Source organism: Pseudomonas fluorescens group sp., assembly GCF_020093335.1.
GTDB lineage: Bacteria > Pseudomonadota > Gammaproteobacteria > Pseudomonadales > Pseudomonadaceae > Aquipseudomonas > Aquipseudomonas petroselini.
In genome coordinates, this window is the sequence record NZ_JAIOKW010000010.1 from 22,944 (window position 1) to 43,883 (window position 20,940).

The following is a 20,940-nucleotide window of genomic DNA, read 5'->3' on the forward strand; positions in this document are numbered from 1 at the left end:
TTCATTATTGACTGACACTCCGCTATCGGGAGCAAGCCCCCTCCCACAGGGTATTTGTGCAGGTGCTTTACTTCTGCGCGCCGTCCTCATGCTGCAAATTCGCCTGGGTAATATTCGCTCCCGCCGGCACGCTGCGCGTCAGCCACACATTACCGCCGATGGTCGAGCCCTTGCCGATGGTGATGCGCCCCAGGATCGTCGCGCCGGCGTAGATCACCACGTCATCCTCGACGATCGGATGGCGCGGGTGCCCTTTCTGCAACTGCCCATCTTCATCCGCCGGGAAGCGCTTGGCGCCCAGCGTCACCGCTTGGTAGATGCGCACTCGCTCGCCGATGATCGCGGTTTCGCCAATCACCACGCCCGTCCCGTGGTCGATGAAGAAGCTCGGGCCAATCTGGGCGCCGGGGTGGATATCGATACCGGTGGCCGAGTGGGCAATCTCCGAACTGATGCGCGCCAACAGCGGCAAACCGGCGCGATACAGGTGGTGCGCCAAGCGATGGTGAATCACTGCCAGGATCCCCGGATAGCACAGCAGCACTTCATCCACACTGCGCGCGGCCGGGTCGCCGTGATAGGCGGCCAACACGTCGGTGTCCAACAGGCTGCGCAGGGACGGCAAGGCCAGGGCGAAATCCTGGATCAGGCGGATGGCAAGGGCGTCGACCGCGCTGTCATCCTGGCCGCCTTGGCGCGCGGCGTAACGCAGTTCCAGGCGCGCCTGGGCCAGCAATGCGTTGAGGGCGACATCGAGGGTATGGCCGACGTAAAAGTCTTCACTTTCTTCACGCAGGTCCACCGGCCCCAGGCGCATCGGGAACAACGCACCGCACAAGGCTTCAAGGATCTGCGCCACGGCTTCGCGCGATGGCAGCTCACGGCCGCCATGTTCACCACTCAAGCGACCGTTGCGCGTTCGCCACTGGTCCCGGGCGCCGCGCAGTTGGCTGACGATGGTCTGTAATTGCCAATGACTGGAACGCTCACTCACGGTATTCACTCCTGACGAAATGGCCCTCACTTTACGGTATGCACCCTGGCCGCCCTTAAGAACCAATGGTGCGATGCTAAGAACCATCCGACATAAGCGATTGTCGGTTGCCCGATGAAAAGTGCCTGCCTATAGTCGCCCCACCACTCAGCAACCGTGCGTAACCATGATCAAACAACAGCTCGACCGTTTTAATCGCCTGGACCTGCTGGGCGGCGCCACTGCCCTGGAAAAACTCGAGCGGCTGTCGACTTGGCTGGGCCGGGACATCTACGTCAAACGCGACGACACCACGCCGCTGGCCATGGGCGGTAACAAGCTGCGCAAACTCGAATACCTCGCCGCCGATGCCATCGCCCAGGGCGCCGACACCCTGGTGACCGCCGGCGCCATCCAGTCCAACCATGTGCGCCAGACGGCTGCGCTGGCTGCCAAGCTTGGCCTGGGCTGTGTCGCCCTGCTGGAAAACCCCACCGGCACCGAAGACCCTAGCTACCTGGGCAACGGCAACCGCCTGCTGCTGGACCTGTTCGACGCCAAGGTAGAATTGGTGGAGAACCTCGACAACGTCGACGACCAGCTCAACGCCCTCGCCGACCGTCTGCGCAGCAACGGCAAGAAGCCGTACCTGGTGCCCATCGGCGGCTCCAATGCCCTCGGCGCCCTGGGTTATGTGCGCGCCGGCCTGGAGCTGGCCGGACAGATCCAAGACAGCGGCATCGACTTTGCCGCCGTGGTGCTGGCGTCCGGCAGTGCCGGGACTCACAGTGGCCTGGCCCTGGCCTTGAGCGAAGTGCTGCCGAACCTGCCGGTGATGGGCGTCACCGTGTCGCGTACCGACGAAGCCCAGCGCCCGAAAGTGCAGGGCCTGGCCGAACGCACCGCCGAGTTGCTGGGCGTGGCGATCCCCGACGCCTTCAAGGTGATCCTGTGGGACGAATATTTCGGCCCGCGTTATGGCGAACCGAACGCCGGCACCCTTTCGGCGGTCAAGCTATTGGCAAGCCAGGAAGGCCTGCTGCTGGACCCGGTCTACACTGGCAAGGCCATGGCCGGCTTGCTGGACGGTATCGGGCGTCAGCGGTTCGAGGATGGCCCGATTATTTTCCTGCACACCGGTGGGGCCCCGGCATTGTTTGCCTATGACTCGGTTTTCAACTGAATAAACGCAGGCTAAATGTGGGAGGGGGCTTGCCCCCGATAGGGCAGTGTCAGTTTATGCATGTATCACTGACCCACCGCTATCGGGGGCAAGCTCCCTCCCACATTAGACTCAACATATATTCAAAAATAGAATATGAATTTAGATTTATATTATTTTCAAGTCTTAAAAACCGGCTTTATCATCGCGCCGTAGGCGAAGACGCGCTACGCGCTTTAAGGCAGGATACGACTACTGCGTCACCTGCTTCGCTCAACATAAAAAACACAGGGGCTCTTCATGACTATTTCTGTATTCCGTCGCACGTTGTTGGTTGGCACTTTGGGCCTGGCTCTCGGGGCGGGCCTGCTGGGGCAGGCGGTTGCCGGTGAACAACTGGGCAACATCAAGAAAGCCGGCGAGATCAAGATCGGCCTGGAAGGCACCTATCCACCGTTCAGCTTTGTCGATGAAAGCGGCAAGCTCAGCGGGTTCGAGGTTGAGCTTTCCGAAGCCTTGGCCAAAGAGCTGGGCGTCAAGGTCAAGCTGCAAGCCACCCCGTGGGACGGCATCCTCGCAGCCCTTGAGTCCAAGCGCCTGGACGCCGTGGTCAACCAAGTGACCATCTCCGAAGAGCGCAAGAAGAAGTACGACTTCTCCAAGCCTTACACTGTCTCGGGTATCCAGGCGCTGGTCCTGAAGAAAAACGTCGACACCATCAAGACCGCCGACGACCTGGCCGGCAAGAAAGTTGGCGTGGGCCTGGGCACCAACTACGAACAATGGCTCAAGGACAACCAACCCAAAGCCATCATCAAGACCTATAACGACGACCCGACCAAGTTCCAGGACCTGCGCATCGGCCGCATCGACGCCATCCTGATCGACCGCCTCGCGGCTTTGGAATACGCCAAGAAAGCCCCGGACACCGCTGCCGCCGGTGATGCCTTCTCCCGTCAGGAAGCCGGTATTGCCCTGCGCAAAGGCGAGCCTGAGCTGCTGGCCGCTGTGAACCAGGCTCTGGACAAGCTGCGCGCCGACGGCACCTTGAAAAAGCTGTCCGAGAAATACTTCAACGCTGACGTCACTCAATAATGGAAGCAGGTTTCCAACTCGCGCTGGACTCCGCGCCCTTTCTGCTCAAGGGCGCGTATTACACGGTGATTCTTAGCCTGGGCGGGATGTTTTTCGGTTTGGTGCTGGGCTTCGGCCTGGCCTTGATGCGTTTGTCGCGCTTCAAGTTGGTCAGTTGGATCGCCCGTGTCTACGTGTCGTTCTTTCGCGGCACGCCCTTGCTGGTACAGCTGTTTTTGATCTACTACGGCTTGCCGCAAGTGGGCATCGAGCTGGATCCGATCCCCGCCGCCATGATCGGCTTTTCGCTGAACATGGCCGCCTACGCCTGTGAAATCCTGCGCGCCGCCATCGCCTCCATCGAGCGTGGCCAGTGGGAAGCTGCCGCCAGTATCGGCATGACCCGTGCGCAGACCCTGCGCCGGGCCATCCTGCCGCAGGCGATGCGCACGGCCCTGCCGCCGCTGGGCAACAGTTTTATTTCGCTGGTCAAGGACACGGCGCTGGCCGCCACCATCCAGGTGCCCGAGCTGTTCCGCCAGGCGCAACTGGTGTCTGCGCGAACCTTCGAAATTTTCACCATGTACCTGTCCGCAGCCCTGATCTACTGGATCCTGGCGAGCATCCTGGCGCATTTGCAAAATCGTCTGGAAGACCGGGTCAACCGGCATGACCTGGAGTCCTGAAGCATGATCGTGGTTGAAAAACTGACCAAACAATTCAACGGTCAGGTGGTACTCAACGGCATCGACCTTGAGGTCAAGGAAGGCGAAGTCATCGCCATCATCGGCCCCAGCGGTTCCGGCAAGACCACCTTCCTGCGCTGCCTGAACTTCCTCGAGCAACCCACCAGCGGCCGCATCAAGGTGGGTGACATCGAGATCGACACCAGCAAGCCGATCAACCAGCAACAGAGCCTGGTGCGGCGCTTGCGCCAGCACGTGGGCTTTGTGTTCCAGAGCTTCAACCTGTTCCCCCACCGCACCGCGCTGGAAAACGTCATCGAAGGCCCCACCGTGGTCAAGAAGATGCCGCACGACGCCGCTGTCGCGTTGGGCCGCCAGTTGTTGGCCAGGGTCGGCCTGGCGGGCAAGGAAGACGCCTACCCACGGCGCCTGTCCGGTGGCCAGCAGCAGCGCGTGGCGATTGCCCGTGCGCTGGCCATGGAGCCGGAGGTGATCCTGTTCGACGAGCCCACCTCGGCCCTCGACCCGGAACTGGTGGGTGAAGTGCTGGCGACCATCCGCAGCCTCGCCGAAGAAAACCGCACCATGGTCATCGTCACCCACGAAATGAGCTTCGCCCGAGATGTGGCCAACCGGGTGATCTTCTTCGACAAGGGTGTGATCGTGGAGCAAGGGGAAGCCAAGGCGCTGTTTGCCAACCCCAAGGAAGAGCGCACCAAACAGTTCCTGAGTAAATTCCTCGCCCACTGATACACCCTTGAATGTGGCGAGGCCGCTTGCTCCCGCTGGAGTGCCAAAAAGCTGGGCGCCGCTGCGCAACCCAGCGGGAGCAAGCGTCCTCGCCACAACAAGCGGCTCCTACAGGAATTCCGCGTACCCCCCCGGTAAAAGCCCTCTTCGCAGCCGCCATAAAAGCCCCCTCCCAGTCAGACCCTTCTGAATATCTCCAAACCCGCCGTTTAGCCTTTTGCCGCCATTGACGCTCCTTGGCCAACCCTCTTATCTAGCGCCCAGAGGATTGGATCCTATCCCGGCTACTCACTGAATCGTTCTTTTCGGCCCCCCGCGCACCCGCGCCAAAAGGTCCGGAACGATTGCTGCTGGCTGCATCAAGGAGATTACTTATGACGCACACCCTGCTCACCGCCCCGACGCTGCCCCAGGCCATCGGTCATGGCATCAACGCCCTGGCCGCCACCCACCTGCAAGTCGACATTGCGCCGTATCCCGGCATGGATGAAGGCGACCTGATCGAGCTGTTCTGGAACAACTGTTTTGCCGCTTCACGCCGGGTAACGGCCTGCAGGATCGGCGCGATCACCCACCTTCGGGTGCCGGAAAGTTTCGTGCTGGATGGCCCGGCCCGGGTGCATTACCAGGTCATGCAAGTCGGCCGTTGCCCTGCACGTTCGGCGGTGGCGCAAGTGCGCGTAAAGACCCTCTACCCAGGCGGCCAGCCCTCGCCCCTGTACCGCGACGAAAACCACAACCTCGCCCCCGTAGGCCTGCCCGACACCATCCGCCGCTATGGCGTCAACGCCAGGCAGGTGCGACGCGGCATTCCCCTGACCATCGAGCCCTACCTGAACATGACCCGCGGCGATGCCATCACGCTGCGCTGGGGCGATGCGCGCCTGGATCTGCCCCAGGTCCAGGCCAAGGACATCGGCCTGGCGTTACAGGTATGGGTACCGTCAACGGTGATTATCGAAGCCGGCGACGACTGCCGACTGGAAGTGACCTACTGCATTCTGGATCGCGTCGGCAACAATTCACGCTGGGCGCCCGCCCGTACTGTGCGCATTGCCGCCGAGGCCCCCACCCGCACGGCCGGGGCTGAGCTGATCTACCAGCCGCGACCAATGGGGTCACCTTGCGAACCGGGGTGAGAGACCTTCTATGCATATTCCCAAAAGTTAGTTTATTTAAATATTTAACACGCTTAGGGTATATACACCGGACCACCGGACATTCCTGATTTTTCTGTTTTTATTTCATTGAATGCGAGGTCGGTATGGTCAGAATTACCCCGGTGCATAACGCCAGGGCATTACGTGCAGCCAAGGAGCGGCGCTGATGTCTAACTTGGCTCTAACACCCCCCCAGAGTGATCTGGACGTAGCCCCCCTGCTGTTGCCGGCCGCCGTGCTGCGTAACGACGCAGAGGCGCTGACGGCCGCTCATGAGCTGGCCCAGGCTGCGCGCCTGCAAGCCGCCAAGCGTGACCAGCAGCGCAAGCTGCCATGGGCGCAGATCGAGCAGTTCACCCGCAGTGGGCTGGGCAGTATTTCCATTCCGCGTGAATACGGCGGCCCGCAGGTGTCGTTCGTGACCCTGGCCGACGTGTTCGCGATCATCAGCGCGGCAGACCCGGCCCTCGGGCAGATCCCGCAGAACCATTTCGGCATCCTGCACCTGTTGCAGGGCGCCGCTACCGAACGCCAGAAAAAGCAGCTGTTCCAGAGTGTGCTCGACGGCTGGCGCATCGGCAACGGCGGCCCGGAGCGCGGCACCAAAAACACCCTGGAACTCAAGGCGCGCCTCACCACCGTAGGTGACGGTTACGTGATCAGCGGCCAGAAGTTCTACTCCACCGGCGCATTGTTTGCCCATTGGGTCGCGGTAAAAGCCCTGAACGATGACGGTAAGCAGGTCATGGCGTTTGTGCGCCGTGGCACCGAAGGGCTGCGCATCGTTGACGATTGGTCCGGCTTCGGCCAACGCACCACCGCCAGCGGCACGGTGCTGTTGGACCACGTGCCGGTGGATGCCGAACTGGTCGTTGAAAACTGGCGTATCGGCGAAACCCCGAATATCCAAGGTGCCGTCTCGCAACTGATCCAGGCCGCCATCGACGCCGGCATCGCCCGTGGTGCACTGGATGACACCGTGGCGTTCGTGCGTGAGCGCTCGCGCCCGTGGATCGACGCCAAGGTCGAACGCGCCAGCGATGACCTGTATGTGATCGCCGACATCGGCAAGCTGAAGATCGAACTGCACGCCGCCGAAGCACTGCTGCGCAAGGCCGGCCAGGTGCTGGACCAGGTCAGCGCCGCGCCGATCACCGCGCAATCCGCGGCACGTGCATCCATCGCGGTGGCCGAGGCCAAGGTGCTGACCACCGAAGTGTCGCTGCTGGTCAGCGAAAAGCTCTTCGAACTGGCCGGCAGCCGCGCCACCCTTGCCGAATTCAACCTCGACCGCCACTGGCGCAACGCCCGCGTGCACACCCTGCACGACCCGGTGCGCTGGAAGTATCACGCCATTGGCGCCTATCGATTGAACGGTACCTTGCCGGCTCGCCATTCCTGGATCTGACCGACCAGACATCTGGAGAACATCATGACTTTCTCTCACCCCGTCGCGGTCATTACCAGCGACGAACAAGCCCTTATTGTCGCCAGCGACCTGGCCGAAGACTTCCGCCGCGACAGCGCCCAGCGTGACCGCGAGCGGCGCCTGCCCTTGCCCGAGCTGGACGTGTTCTCGCGCTCCGGCCTGTGGGGCATCAGCGTGCCCAAGGAGTACGGCGGCGCGGGCGTGTCCAACGTCACCCTGGCTAAGGTCATCGCCTTGATCGCCCAGGCGGATGCGTCCCTGGGCCAGATCCCGCAAAATCATTTCTATGCCTTTGAAGTGCTGCGTGTGAACGGCAGCCCCGCACAACAACAGCGCTTGTACGCCGAAGTGTTGGCCGGTCAACGCTTCGGTAACGCCCTGGCGGAACTGGGCACCAAGACCGCCCATGACCGCGTCACTTCAATCACCCGCGACGGCGACGGTTTGCGCATCAGCGGCCGCAAGTTCTACTCCACCGGTGCGATCTACGCTCAACGCATTCCCACCTCGGTGGTGGATGAACAGGGCGTGCAGCAACTCGCCTTTGTGCCGCGCGACAGCGACGGCTTGACCGTAATCGACGACTGGAGCGGCTTCGGCCAGCGCACCACCGGCAGCGGTTCGGTGGTGTTCGACAACGTGTGGGTCGCCGCTCAGGACGTGATTCCGTTCCAGAGCGCCTTCGAGCGCCCGACCACGGTCGGCCCCCTGGCGCAGATCCTCCACGCCGCCATCGACACCGGCATCGCCCGTGCGGCCTTTGAAGACGCGCTGCACTTCGTACGCACCAAGACCCGCCCATGGATCGACTCCGGCAGCGACAAAGCCACCGAAGACCCGCTGACCCTGAAAAGCTTCGGCCACCTGAGCATCCGCCTGCACGCTGCCGAAGCGCTGCTGGAGCGCTCGGGCGAATTCCTCGACCGTGCCCAGGCCGACAGCAATGCCGAGACGGTTGCGGCCGCCTCGATTGCCGTCGCGGAAGTGCGCGCCTTGAGCACCGAAATCTCCCTGGCCGCCGGCAGCACCTTGTTCGAACTCGCCGGCAGCCAGGCGACCCTGGCCGAGCACGGCCTCGACCGCCACTGGCGCAACGCCCGCGTGCACACCCTGCACGACCCGGTGCGCTGGAAGTACCACGCGGTGGGCAATTACTACCTCAACGATGAAAACCCGCCGCTGCGGGGGACCCTCTGATGAGCAAAAAGAAGATCCTGCTCAATGCCTTCAACATGAACTGCATCGGGCACATCAACCACGGCCTGTGGACCCATCCACGGGACACGTCCACCCAGTACAAGACGATTGAATACTGGACCGACCTGGCGCAAACCCTGGAGCGCGGGCTGTTCGATGGCCTGTTCATCGCCGATATCGTCGGCGTCTACGACGTGTACCAGAACTCCATCGATGTGCCGCTCAAGGAGTCCATCCAGCTGCCGGTGAATGACCCGTTGCTGCTGGTCTCGGCGATGGCGGCTGTCACGAAGAACCTCGGCTTCGGCCTTACCGCCAACCTCACCTACGAGCCGCCGTATCTGTTCGCCCGACGCATGTCCACGCTCGACCACCTGAGCCGTGGCCGCGTGGGCTGGAACATCGTCACCGGCTACCTGGACAGCGCCGCCAAGGCCATGGGCCTTACCGAGCAGGTCGAACATGACCGCCGTTACGACCAGGCCGATGAATACCTGGAGGTGCTCTACAAACTCTGGGAAGGCAGCTGGGAAGACGGCGCGGTGCTCAATGATCCGCAGGCGCGGGTGTATGCGCAGCCGGGCAAGGTGCACAAGGTCGAGCACCACGGCGAGTTTTATCAAGTGGAGGGTTATCACCTGTGCGAGCCGTCGCCACAACGCACGCCGGTGCTATTCCAGGCCGGCAGCTCGGATCGCGGCTTGCTGTTCGCCGGGCGGCATGCCGAATGTGTATTCATCAGCGGGCAGAACAAGGCGGCGACCAAGGTCCAAGTCGATAAGGTGCGCGCCAGCGCGGTCGAGGCCGGGCGTAATCCCGATGACATCAAGGTGTTCATGGGCCTCAACGTGATCGTGGGCACCACCGAGGAGCTGGCCTGGGCCAAGCACGCTGAATATTTGAGCTACGCCAGCCCGGAAGCCGGCGTGGCACATTTCTCGGCGTCCACCGCCATCGATTTTGCCCAATACGCACTGGACGAACCGATCCAGTACGTGAAGAGCAACGCGATCCAGTCGGCCACCAAGAACCTGCAGAACAACGACTGGACCCGGCGCAAGTTGCTGGAGCAACACGCCCTGGGCGGCCGCTACATCACCCTGGTCGGCTCACCCGAGCAGGTTGCCGACGCGTTGGAATCCTGGATCAGCGAAACCGGCCTGGATGGCTTCAACCTCACGCGCATCGTCACGCCGGAAAGCTACGTGGACTTTATCGACCTGGTGGTGCCGGAGTTGCAACGCCGTGGGTCGTACAAGACCGCTTATGAGACCGGCACCCTTCGGGAAAAAGTCTTCCACGGCACGGCTCGCCTGCCCGAACAACACACCGGATCCACCTACCGCCACTGATCAAAAATGTGGGAGGGAGCTTGCCCCTCCCACATTGGATCTCCATTGCTTTCACCAACACCTTATGACTGGAAATCGACCATGAAAAAAACACTGCTCTCCCACCCAGTCAAAGCACTGGCCTTGGCTTTCGGACTGTTCAGCTCGGCGGTGTTCGCCGCCGATGCACCGTTGAAAATCGGCACCACCGCTGCCTTCGCCATTCCATTGGAAGCCGCCGTGGCCGAAGCCGGTAAACAAGGCCTGAAGGTCGAGCTGGTGGAGTTCACCGACTGGATCGCGCCCAACGTCAGCCTGGCCGCCGGCGATATCGACGTGAACTACTTCCAGCACATCCCGTTCCTGGAAAACGCCAAGGCCGCCGCCGGTTTTGACCTGGTGCCGTACGCGCCGGGCATCATCAACAACGTCGGCCTGTATTCGAAGAAGTACAAGCGCATCAGCGACCTGCCCGAGGGCGCCAGCGTGGCGATTGCCAACGACCCGATCAACAGCGGGCGTGGCCTGCAATTGCTGGCCAAGGCGGGCTTGATCACGCTCAAACCGGGCGTAGGCTACAAGGCCACCGAAGAAGACATCGTCACCAACCCGAAGAAGATCAAGATCCTGCAAGTCGAGGCCGTGCAATTGGTGCGCGCCTATGACGATGCCGACCTGGTGCAGGGTTACCCGGCGTATATCCGCCTGTCCAAGACCTTCGATGCCGAGTCGGCGCTGTTGTTCGACGGCCTCGACCATCCGGAGTACGTGATCCAGTTCGTGATCCAGCCCAAGAGCAAGACCGACCCGCGGGTGATCAAGTTCGTCGACATCTACCAGCATTCGCCCGTGGTGCGTGCTGCGTTGGACAAGTCCCTCGGTAAGCTCTATCAGGTCGGCTGGGAAGATAAAAAATGACCGCCGCCCACTCTCAACTGCGCGACCTGGGCTTGCCGCCCAGGGACGCCGAGCAGACCGAACTGCATCCGGACCTGAACCGCGCCCACGTGCGTTTTATCAACCTGGGCAAGACCTACGACGGCACCGTGCATGCTTTGCAAGGCATCGACCTGGCGATCCAGCGCGGTGAAGTGTTCGGCATCATTGGCCGCAGCGGTGCCGGCAAGTCGTCGCTGATTCGCACCATCAACCGCCTCGAACAACCTAGCAGCGGACGGGTGCTGATCGACCAGGTGGACATCGGTGACTTCGACGAAGACCGCCTGGTGGCGCTGCGTCGGCGCATCGGCATGATCTTCCAGCACTTCAACCTGATGTCGGCCAAGACGGTGTGGCAGAACGTCGAGCTACCGCTGAAAGTGGCGGGCGTACCGAAGCCGCAGCGTGAGAAAAAGGTGCGCGAGCTGCTGGAGCTGGTGGGTCTGCAGGACAAGCACACGTCCTACCCGGCGCAGCTGTCCGGCGGGCAGAAACAGCGCGTGGGCATCGCCCGCTCGCTGGTGCACGACCCGCAGATCCTGCTGTGCGACGAGGCCACGTCGGCGCTCGACCCAGAGACCACCCAGTCGATCCTCGGCCTGCTGCGCGAGATCAACCAGCGCCTGGGCCTGACCATCGTGTTGATCACCCATGAGATGGCGGTGATCCGCGACATCTGCGACCGCGTGGTGGTGCTCGAACACGGGCGCATCGTCGAGCAAGGCCCGGTGTGGGAAGTGTTCGGCAACCCGCAACATGAGGTCAGCAAGACCCTGCTGGCACCGCTGCAACATGGGCTGCCGGACGAGTTGCAAAGCCGTTTACAGGCCAAACCAGCGACCGCCGATGCCTCGGTGGTGCTACGCCTGCGATTCACCGGCAGTGATACCGACGAGCCGGACCTGGCCGCGCTGTTCAGCGCCCTCGGCGGGCGCGTGCGCTTGCTGCAAGGCGGCGTGGAACGCATCCAGGGGCATGCCCTGGGGCAACTGCTGCTGGCGGTGAAGGGCTCGCCCCACAGCGCAGAAGAACTGCGTAACCGCGCCGGCAATTGGGCACAACAGGTGGAGGTGCTGGGCTATGTGGTTTGATCGTTTAGTGCAGGGCGCCATCGACACGTTGTTGATGATCGGCGTGTCGTCATTGATTGCGCTGCTGGTGGGGATTCCACTGGCGGTGTTCCTGGTGACCAGCGACAAGGGCGGCATCTACCAGGCACCGGCGTTGAACCGCGTGCTGGGGGCGTTCGTCAATCTGTTCCGCTCGATTCCGTTCCTGATCCTGATGGTGGCGTTGATCCCGTTCACGCGGCTGATCGTCGGCACTACCTACGGCGTATGGGCGGCCGTGGTGCCGCTGACCATCGCCGCCACGCCGTTTTTTGCGCGCATTGCCGAAGTGAGCCTGCGCGAAGTCGATCACGGCCTGATCGAAGCCGCGCAAGCCATGGGCTGCCGCCGCTGGCACATCATCTGGCACGTGCTGCTGCCGGAAGCGCTGCCGGGGATTGTCGGCGGGTTCACCATCACCCTGGTGACCATGATCAACTCGTCAGCCATGGCCGGCGCGATTGGCGCGGGCGGCCTGGGCGATATCGCCTACCGCTACGGCTACCAGCGTTTTGATACGCAGATCATGCTCACCGTGATTGTGCTGCTGGTGATCCTCGTGGCGGTGATTCAGTTGGGCGGTGATCGGTTGGCGCGGGTGCTCAACAAGAGGTGAGGTATAGTCGGGCCATCGAAGACGCCCGGTATTACCCGTCATGACTCTTAAGCCCGACGACCTCAACACCATCACCGCCACCACCCTCGGCCACTACAACACAGTGGCCGAAGACTTCCGCGAAGGCACCCGCGACCACGACGTGAGCCAGAACATCGACGCGCTGCTGCGGCATATCCAGGGCACGGCGCCCTTTACCGTGCTGGATTTCGGCTGCGGGCCGGGGCGCGATTTGCAGACGTTCACGCGCATGGGGCATATCGCCGTAGGACTGGACGGCTCCGAGCGGTTTGCGCAGATGGCGCGGGAAGACAGTGGTTGTGAGGTGATGCAGCAGGACTTCCTGAAGCTGGACCTGCCCGCCGAACGCTTCGACGGGATTTTCGCCAATGCCGTGCTATTTCATATTCCCAAGCAGGAACTGCCGCGTGTGCTCAAGCAGTTGCAAGGGGCGTTGAAGCCGGGTGGCGTGCTGTTCAGTTCCAACCCTCGGGGTGAAAACCAGGAAGGCTGGAATGGACCTCGGTACGGGTCGTATCACGACCTGGCGGCGTGGCAAGCGTTGCTGACGCAGGCAGGGTTCGTGGAGCTGGAGCATTACTATCGACCAGCGGGATTGCCGAGGGAGCAGCAGCCGTGGTTGGCCAGTGTGTGGCGCAAGCTGTAGATTTTCGTTGCCTCGTCTGACGCCATCGGGGGCAAGCCCCCTCCCACAGTTTGATTTGTGAATACAGTCAATATGTGGGAGGGGGCTTGCCCCCGATGACGCCTGCTGAGGCAACCTTACTCCACCTGATACGCCAGCGTTTTTTCACCCACCCCATGTGCAGTCACGCTGCGCCCGGCATAGCCCTCTCTTTCCTCGCCAGAAAAATTAGCCACCAACCGCGTCCCATCGGCAAAGGTGGTTTCCTGCACCTGCCTATCCGCCGTCAACCAACGAAAACCCGTCATCGCCTGGGTCGCCAACCGCTGGTGCAACGGCCGGAAAAACCGGTCTTGGCGCTGTATCGCCGGCAGCCGCCGCTTAACCGTCGAAGCACTCAAGTGATACAGCGGCGGCACGTTATAGAGCAGCTGCGTCAGCTCGTTTTCAGCCCGCACATTGCTCAGCTTCAAGCTGTCGAACAGCCAGTGATGGGTAGTGATCACCGAGCCGTGGAACACCGCCTGGTACAGCGGCAGGCGCATGGTCGGCTCGAAATACACCGTACGAAACGGCTCTTTTAACGGCACGGGCTTGAAGAACACGGCCGGCTGCTCCGGCGGATACCAATTACCCACGTAATAGGCCGATTGCTTGTCTTGGGTCATCTCCCGATCCCCCCAGCCAATCACCGGCGTCTGCATGCCATGGGCGAACAGGATGCCTTGGGCGGTGATAGCGTTGCCGTCTTCGGAACCGGCGGGCAACTTGAGTACGGTATTGAGCCAGCGCGAAGCGTCGATGTTGCCTTCGGCGTTCTGCGCCTGGGTCATTGTGGCCCCGTCACGGTAGCTGTCGAAGACCATGCTGGTGGCGTAAGCATCGAGAAACCAGGCGTTGAAACCGGCCTTTGCCTGGACAGCCTGTACACGCGCCTCCAGCAGAGGCCGCACGCAGCGCGGATCGGTGTAGTGGCCGGACTGCTGGAAACCGGTTTTCAGCTTGCCGTCCTTCAGCACAATCGCGCACTCGCGGTACGCCCTGCCGCCCAGGTGCGCGGTGGTCCAATCCGGATTTTCCGTGGCCGACAACGCGGTTTCATAGGAGTCATAGGGGGCCATCAGGAAGCCCGCGTCGACCCCGGCCCGGATCGCCTCGGGGTGCCAGAGACCGCCTTCCCAGCCTTCGCCCAAGGTCAGCAGCAAACGCGGCAGGCCTGAGCTGCGCAATGCCTGGATCACCTGGCTGCCCCAGTGTGCGGGCGTATCACTCAGCGCCCCGGCAAAGTCCACGGCCAGCTCGCTACGCAGCTCGCCATAGCGCGCGGCGAGCGGGGTCATGTCGGGTTCCTCTACCTGCCAACGCTGCCGAGCCTTTTTGTTGATCGCCGCATTCAGGCCCCGGAGCACTACCGTCTGTTCATAGCGATTCAAAGGGGAACCCTGCGCGAGGAACTTGGCGGATTCCCTGTCCAATAAGCCTTGGAGCGCATGCCCGCGCAAGCGCTTGAGCAATAGCGGCCAATCGCGCACATCCTCGGGGGCCAGCAAGTCATTGCCCCACAGGTAGACATGACTGGCGCCCAGCAGCTTCTCGGCCTCGGGCGTCTGCCGCAGTTTGTCAGCCAGTGGCTCATACCGGCCCTGCTCCACCAACCATTGGCGGTAGCGCTTGGCGCCAGCCAACGGATCGGCCTCACCCAGGTGCAACAGCAGGGTCATGGGGGTGCTGGGGTTGAGCGTGGTGAATTCATGGGCCACTGACAGGGCCTGGTTTTCCTGCCAGCGCAGGCGGTTGTTGTAGGGATTGGTCAGTAACCAGCTGAGGGTGAACCCACCGTGATCGACACCCCACAGCGGCAGGCTGAGATCCTGGGTGGTGTTGAAGTCACCTTGCTCCAGCAGGAAAGCCTTCCACACGGCATTCCCGGTGGGCACGTAATGCCCCTCGGCCAACGGCCACATCAGCCCCCTGCCCAGGGCATTCGCCGGTTGCAAGAGGATCGGCAGCTCACCCGCTTCCCGCGCCGTGATGGATAGCGCCAGGTCACGCTGCTGGAGGCTGGCGCTCACCCGAAAGGCGCCGTCATCCCATTGCCAGCTCGCTTGCTGATCGCGCTGCTCAAGCTGGCTGACGGCACGTGCCGCGACGCCGCTGGAGGCCTGTATCGTCGGCTGGCCGTTAGGCGTAACGCGGATAGCAAGGGTGGCCGGGTCGAGTTCGACCCGCCACAGGGTGTTTTCCAGAACGGTGGCGAACGTCAGCGGCGAGAGGAATGCACCGCAGAGCAACAAAACAGAACGCAGGTAGCGCATGGGATTGGACCCGAACGGAATGAAAGTCGGGAGGGTAGACCACTCAATGGCTGGCGGGGGCAACGCGTATCACCTCCAGACGTTTCCCACGGAGCAAAAGGTCAATGAGGATCAAAATGTGGGAACGGCCTTGCCGTGGCGAGGGAGCTTGCTCCCGTTGACTGCGTAGCAGTCTCCGGCTTTTTAGGGGCGCTTCGCGCCCCAGCGCAATCAAGCTTGCTCACCACAGCAAGCCTCCACATTTTTAAACGCGTTTTTCCTGAGGGTCCTGCTTGGGTTCGCGGATTTTGTACCAGGCCACATACAGCGCGGGCAGGAACAACAGCGTCAACAAGGTCGCAATGATAATCCCGCCGATCATCGCGTACGCCATCGGCCCCCAGAACACTTCGCGGGCGATAGGGATCATGCCCAGGCTTGCCGCAGCCGCCGTCAGCAGGATCGGCCGGCGCCGGTGCTCGGTGGCTTCCACCACCGCGTCCCACGGCGTATAGCCGGCCACTTCGTACTCATGAATCTGCGTCACCAGGATCACCGAGTTACGGATGATGATACCGATCAACGCCAAAATCCCGAGGATCGCCACGAAGCCCATGGGCGTACCGGTGGGTATCAACGCCAGCACTACGCCGATCAGCCCCAGCGGCGCGACACTCGCCACCAGGAACATCTTCTGCACGCTGTGCAGCTGGATCATCAGGAAGGTCGCCATGAGGAACAGCATCAGCGGCACCACGCTGGCAATCGGGCCCTGGGCCTTGCCGCTTTCTTCCACGGTGCCGCCGGTGGCAACCTTGTAGCCCACCGGCAGGCCGGCGCTGAATTTGTCGATCTCAGGCTTAAGTTGCTTGACCAAGTCCGTCGGCTGCATCTCGTCGCGCACCGAGGCCTTGATGGTGATGGTCGGCTTGCGGTCGCGACGCCACACCAGCGGCTGCTCCAGTTCATAGCGTACGGTGGCGAAGGCCAGCAGCGGGATCGAGGTGCCGTTGGGCGTGACGATCTGCAGGTTCTGCAAGGTTTCCGGCGTGCCGCGTTCGGCGTCTTCGGCGCGGCCGACGACGTTGATCAGGTAGATATCATCGTGTACCTGGGTCACCGAGGCACCGCTGACCACGCTGTTCATCAACTGCGCCACGTCTTCCGATGACAGCCCCAGTTGCCGCGCCTTGTCCTGGGCGATGTCGATGCGCAGCACTTTGCCGGGCTCGTTCCAGTCGTAGATGATCTCGCCCAGGTGGGTGTTCTGGTCCAGTAAGGTCGCCAGTTCGATGGCGTGTTTACGCACCTGGTCGGTGTCTTTGCCCGACACGCGATACTGAATCGGCCTACCCACCGGCGGCCCCATTTCCAGCGGCTGCACGTAGCTGCCAATCCCCACGAAGTCATCGCGCAGGCGCTTTTGCAGGCGCGCGATCAACTCACCACGCTCTTCCAGGCCCTTGCTCACGATCACCAACTGCGCGTAGTAGGGGTTTTCCAGTTGCTGGTCGAGGGGCAGGTAGAAACGGATCGCACCCTGACCGATGTAGGTGCTCCAGCGCGCAATGTCCGGGTCGTCCTTGATGATTGCTTCAAGGCGGTCGACGGCCTTGCGCGTCTCGTTGATCGAGGCGTTTTGCGGCAGGTTCAGGTCGACGAGGATTTCCGGACGGTCCGACGACGGAAAAAACTGGTTCTGCACGAACTGCATGGAGAACACCGAGGCCACAAACAGCGCCACGGTGATGCCGATCGCCCACCAACGGTTACGCATGGCCCAGAGCATGCCGCCATTGAAGGCACGGCCAATACGCCCGGGCTCAGCGCTGTGGGGTTTGACGTTGGCGCTGAGGATATGCACCCCGATCACCGGCGCAAACAGCACCGCCACCACCCACGACACCAGCATGGCCACGGCAATCACTGCGAACAGGGTGAAGGTGTACTCGCCCGCCGAGCTGGCGTTGAGGCCAATCGGCACAAAGCCTGCCACGGTCACCAGCGTACCGGTGAGCATCGGGAACGCCGTGGACGTGTAGGCGTAGGTCGCCGCCTGCTCCTTGGTTTCGCCTTTTTCCAGGCGCGTGATCATCATCTCGACGGTGATCATCGCGTCGTCCACCAACAGGCCGAGGGCGATAATCAACGCGCCCAACGACACGCGCTGCATGGTGATGCCGCTGTATTCCATGAACACAAACACCAGCGCCAGCACCAATGGAATCGAGCACGCCACCACCAGCCCGGCGCGCATGCCGAGGCTGATAAAACTCACCACCAGCACGATGATCACCGCTTCAAACAGCGCGCTGGTAAAGCCGCCGACGGCCTCTTCCACCACCTCCGCCTGGTCGGACACTTTGTGCACGCCGACGCCCACGGGCAGGTCGGCGGTCAATTCGTCCATGCGTTCATGCAGGGCCTTGCCGAACGACTGGATATTGCCGCCCTTCTGCATGGCAATCGCCAAGCCAATCGCCGGCTTGCCGTTGAAACGGAACATCGGCCGCGCCGGGTCCACATAGCCACGGCTGATCTCGGCAATGTCCGCCAGCCGATAGAAACGGTCATTGAGCCGCAGGTTGACGTTGGCCAGGTCTTTCTCCGAGGCGAACTGCCCCGACGTGCGCACCGAAATCCGTTCCGGCCCGGCCTCGATCACCCCGGCCGGGGTCACCGCATTCTGCGATTGCAGGCTCTGCACCACTTGGCGTTGATCAATGCCCAGGGCGGCCAGTTTGCGCGTGGAGAAATTCAGGTAAATCACTTCGTCCTGCTGGCCGATCATCTCGACCTTGCCCAGGCCCGGCACCGAACGGATCTCGGCGCGCACCTGCTCCACGTAGTCGCGCAGCTGGCGCATCGACAGGCCGTCGCCGGTAAAGGCGTACACCGAGCCAAACACATCACCGAACTCGTCGTTGAACGACGGCCCTTGCAGACCTTGGGGGAAGGTGCCGCGAATATCGTCGATCTTCTTGCGCACCTGGTACCAGACCTCAGGGATGGCCTTGGCGCTGGTGGTGTCCTTGAGGAACACGAAGACCGTGGACTCACCCGGCCGCGTGTAGCTTTTCACGTAGTCGAGGGAGTCCAGCTCTTCGAGTTTTTTCTCGATGCGGTCGGTGACCTGCTTGAGGGTCTCCTCCTGGGTCGCGCCCGGCCAACGGGTCTGGATCACCATGGTCTTGATGGTGAACGAAGGGTCTTCCTCGCGGCCCAGGTTCATGTAGGAGAACACGCCCATCAGCAGCGCGACGAACATCAGGTACCAGACGAAGGACTGATGCTTGAGGGCCCAGTCGGATAAGTTGAAGCTCCCTTTCATCGCGGGCTGTCCTCGTCGATTTTGACTTTTTGCCCGGGTTTCAGGCTGTTCACGCCCGCGGTGACGATGCGCTCGCCGGGTTTGACGCCACCACTGAGCACCGCGCTGTCGGCGTCACGGCTGATCACGGTGATGTCGCGCGGTTGCACGGTCTGGTTCTGGGTATCGAGCAGCCAGATACGGGTCTTGCCGTCGACTTCCTGCAAGGCGCTCAGGGGCAGTTCGATGCGCGGGGCGATGGCGGTGCTCAAGGTCACGCTGATCGCCGTGCCCAGGCGGAACGCAGGCGGTGTTTCGGCCAGGGTCAGGCGTGCTCGGCGGGTGCGCGTGGCGCTTTGGGCCTGGGGTTCGATCTCGCGCACGATGGCAGTGGTCTGCACGCTGGGGTCGAGTTGCCCGGCGACCAGGAACACCACGTCTGGCGGCAGACGCTCGGCGAGGCCGGCCGGCAGGTCGATCACCGCTTCCTTGATGTCCGGTCGGGCCAGGGTCACCACTTGCTGGCCGGCGCTGACCACCTGGCCGGCCTCGGCATTCCAGGCGGTGACGATGCCGGCGTGATCAGTGCGCAGTTCGGCGTAGTTGAGTTGGTCCTTGGCTTGATTGACCGCAGCCTGGGCCTGGTCGAGGGAAGCCTGGGTGGTCTTCAGGTCGGTCTGGGCGATATCCAACTGAGCCTGGGCGCCGACGCCACGGTTGAACAGTTCCTGCTGACGGCGGGCGTTAGCCTGGGCGTTGATGTATTGCGCCTGCACGCGGGCCAGGTCGCCCTGGGCCGAACGCAATTGGTTCTGTTGGTCGGTGGGGTCGAGGACGGCGAGCAAGGCGCCCTTCTCCACCTCGGCGCCCACGTCCACGGCACGCCGGGCAATCCGGCCGGGCACGCGAAAGCCCAGGTTACTTTCGTAGCGGGCCTGGATGGTGCCGGCGAAGCGGCCAAGGTTTTCCTGGTTCTCAGACGTCACTTCCATGGATAACACCGGACGCACCGGCTCGGGCGGCGGTTCTTCTTTGGAGCAGGCCACCAGTAACAGGCTGGCAGCGAGTATGAGCGTCAGGCGCTTCATGGTTGGGCTCCTTGCTGGGCGATCTCGACCAGCATGCCGGGGTGCAGCAATTGCCCGCCGGCCACCACGACTTTTTCGCCGCCCTTGAGGCCGTCGCCAATGATCACCTTGCCGGTGAGATAACGCGCCACGGTGACCTTGTGCAGTTGCGCCTTGCCGTCGCCGTCGATCAGCCAAACGGCGGGCTCGCTGAGGTCTTTCGTCAGCGCGGCCCACGGCAATTCGATACTCGCCTTGGCCGGGCCATTGGCGGTCGCGCTCACCACCGAGCCCAATTCCATGCCTTTGGGTAATGCTTGCAGGGCGATTTTCACCTGCACAGTGCCGGTGTTGGCGGCCACGGCAGGCGTGACTTCGCGTACTTTGCCCTGGACCTTGATGCTTGGGTTATCCAGCAGGCTCACGGTGATCGGTGCATCCGGCGGTGGCTCCACCAGCAGGGATTCATACACGTTGAACACAGCATCGCGCTCGCCATCGCGCGCCAGGCTGAAAATCGGCACGGTGGCCTGCACCACCTGGCCGACTTCGGCCTGGCGCGCGGTAATCACGCCCGGCGCTTCGGCCACCAGCGAGGTATAGCCGAGTTGCTCCCGTGCGTTAGCCAATTGGGCCTGGGCGGCGGCCAGTGCGCTTTGGCTGCTGCGCAACGCGGCCTGGGCGGAATCGTATTCGCTGCGGCTGGTGTAGCCCTTGGGCAAGAGTTTTTCCTGGCGCACGAAGGCGGCGGCGGTCTGCTTGACCCGTGCCTGCTCGGCCACGACCTGGGCCTGGGCGGAATCGACGTTGGTCTGCAGGTCCTTGGGGTCGAGCTTGGCCAGCACCTGCTTGGCGCTCACACGGTCGCCCACATCCACCGTGCGCTGGATGATCTTGCCGCCGACGCGAAAGGACAGATCGGTTTGCACCCGGGCCTGGATATCCCCCGTCAAGGTGACGGCCGCGGCAAAATCCGCCGGCTGCACAGTCTGCACAAACACCCGTGAGTGCGCCTTGGGTTCAGCCTTTTCCTCGCCACAGCCGCTCAACAGCGCCAGTAGGCCAAGACCAACAATACAGGTGGAAATACGACCGCCCATGCAGGCTCCTTTTGCGTGATGCCGACTTGCCAGTGTTTATGCGACTGTGAGCTTAGTTCAGGGTTCCACCGATGCATGCTTTCTGCTTGTCGTGAGC

At 62.4% G+C, this 20,940-nt stretch carries 17 protein-coding genes; 12 read left to right on the forward strand and 5 right to left on the reverse strand.

The window, feature by feature from the left end:
* Window positions 1-67: 67 nt before the first annotated feature.
* The gene (epsC, locus tag K7431_RS13350; RefSeq protein WP_043204635.1) at window positions 68-994 is read right to left on the reverse strand and encodes a serine O-acetyltransferase EpsC; all 927 of its coding nucleotides are present in this window, start codon (window positions 992-994) and stop codon (window positions 68-70) included.
* A gap of 166 nt (window positions 995-1,160) precedes the next feature.
* On the opposite strand from epsC, the gene K7431_RS13355 reads away from it, so the two are divergent.
* The 12 genes from K7431_RS13355 to K7431_RS13410 all read left to right on the forward strand — a co-directional run bounded on the left by K7431_RS13355 (window position 1,161) and on the right by K7431_RS13410 (window position 13,093).
* Window positions 1,161-2,156 (forward strand): D-cysteine desulfhydrase, encoded by a 996-nt coding sequence (locus tag K7431_RS13355; protein ID WP_012721672.1) that lies wholly within the window; start codon window positions 1,161-1,163, stop codon window positions 2,154-2,156.
* 279 nt (window positions 2,157-2,435) lie between these two features.
* Window positions 2,436-3,230, forward strand: a complete 795-nt coding sequence (gene tcyJ, locus K7431_RS13360) for a cystine ABC transporter substrate-binding protein (RefSeq protein ID WP_012721671.1) — start codon at window positions 2,436-2,438, stop codon at window positions 3,228-3,230.
* Entirely contained in the window at window positions 3,230-3,895 is a 666-nt protein-coding gene (tcyL, locus tag K7431_RS13365) for a cystine ABC transporter permease (RefSeq protein ID WP_012721670.1), read from the forward strand. Before tcyJ ends, tcyL begins: the two co-directional genes overlap by 1 nt.
* Window positions 3,896-3,898: 3 nt before the next feature.
* Window positions 3,899-4,645: an L-cystine ABC transporter ATP-binding protein TcyN gene (tcyN, locus tag K7431_RS13370; protein WP_012721669.1), complete on the forward strand. Its 747-nt coding sequence runs from the start codon at window positions 3,899-3,901 to the stop codon at window positions 4,643-4,645.
* 374 nt (window positions 4,646-5,019) lie between these two features.
* Window positions 5,020-5,784, forward strand: coding sequence for a hypothetical protein (locus K7431_RS13375; protein WP_043204634.1), 765 nt, complete (start codon window positions 5,020-5,022; stop codon window positions 5,782-5,784).
* A 187-nt stretch (window positions 5,785-5,971) separates the two neighbouring features.
* The gene (locus K7431_RS13380) at window positions 5,972-7,213 is read left to right on the forward strand and encodes an SfnB family sulfur acquisition oxidoreductase (protein ID WP_012721667.1); all 1,242 of its coding nucleotides are present in this window, start codon (window positions 5,972-5,974) and stop codon (window positions 7,211-7,213) included.
* Window positions 7,214-7,237: 24 nt separating this feature from the next.
* Window positions 7,238-8,431: an SfnB family sulfur acquisition oxidoreductase gene (locus K7431_RS13385; RefSeq protein WP_012721666.1), complete on the forward strand. Its 1,194-nt coding sequence runs from the start codon at window positions 7,238-7,240 to the stop codon at window positions 8,429-8,431.
* On the forward strand, window positions 8,431-9,783 hold the full coding sequence (locus tag K7431_RS13390) for an LLM class flavin-dependent oxidoreductase (RefSeq protein WP_012721665.1): 1,353 nt from the start codon (window positions 8,431-8,433) through the stop codon (window positions 9,781-9,783). The genes K7431_RS13385 and K7431_RS13390 overlap by 1 nt, the downstream gene beginning before the upstream one ends.
* Before the next feature lie 81 nt (window positions 9,784-9,864).
* A complete protein-coding gene (locus K7431_RS13395; protein WP_012721664.1) occupies window positions 9,865-10,680 on the forward strand; it encodes a MetQ/NlpA family ABC transporter substrate-binding protein in 816 nt (271 codons plus the stop codon).
* Window positions 10,677-11,792: a methionine ABC transporter ATP-binding protein gene (locus K7431_RS13400; protein WP_012721663.1), complete on the forward strand. Its 1,116-nt coding sequence runs from the start codon at window positions 10,677-10,679 to the stop codon at window positions 11,790-11,792. The genes K7431_RS13395 and K7431_RS13400 overlap by 4 nt, the downstream gene beginning before the upstream one ends.
* Window positions 11,782-12,426 (forward strand): methionine ABC transporter permease, encoded by a 645-nt coding sequence (locus K7431_RS13405; RefSeq protein ID WP_012721662.1) that lies wholly within the window; start codon window positions 11,782-11,784, stop codon window positions 12,424-12,426. The genes K7431_RS13400 and K7431_RS13405 overlap by 11 nt, the downstream gene beginning before the upstream one ends.
* A gap of 40 nt (window positions 12,427-12,466) precedes the next feature.
* A complete protein-coding gene (locus tag K7431_RS13410; RefSeq protein ID WP_012721661.1) occupies window positions 12,467-13,093 on the forward strand; it encodes a class I SAM-dependent methyltransferase in 627 nt (208 codons plus the stop codon).
* A 116-nt stretch (window positions 13,094-13,209) separates the two neighbouring features.
* Here the strand turns inward: K7431_RS13410 and K7431_RS13415 are convergent, their stop codons facing one another.
* The 4 genes from K7431_RS13415 to K7431_RS13430 all read right to left on the reverse strand — a co-directional run bounded on the left by K7431_RS13415 (window position 13,210) and on the right by K7431_RS13430 (window position 20,843).
* Window positions 13,210-15,387, reverse strand: a complete 2,178-nt coding sequence (locus K7431_RS13415; protein WP_012721660.1) for a glycoside hydrolase — start codon at window positions 15,385-15,387, stop codon at window positions 13,210-13,212.
* A 244-nt stretch (window positions 15,388-15,631) separates the two neighbouring features.
* A complete protein-coding gene (locus K7431_RS13420) occupies window positions 15,632-18,697 on the reverse strand; it encodes an efflux RND transporter permease subunit (protein WP_012721659.1) in 3,066 nt (1,021 codons plus the stop codon).
* Window positions 18,694-19,764: an efflux RND transporter periplasmic adaptor subunit gene (locus K7431_RS13425; RefSeq protein WP_012721658.1), complete on the reverse strand. Its 1,071-nt coding sequence runs from the start codon at window positions 19,762-19,764 to the stop codon at window positions 18,694-18,696. Before K7431_RS13425 ends, K7431_RS13420 begins: the two co-directional genes overlap by 4 nt.
* Window positions 19,761-20,843, reverse strand: a complete 1,083-nt coding sequence (locus tag K7431_RS13430; RefSeq protein WP_012721657.1) for an efflux RND transporter periplasmic adaptor subunit — start codon at window positions 20,841-20,843, stop codon at window positions 19,761-19,763. The genes K7431_RS13425 and K7431_RS13430 overlap by 4 nt, the downstream gene beginning before the upstream one ends.
* Window positions 20,844-20,940: the final 97 nt, after the last annotated feature.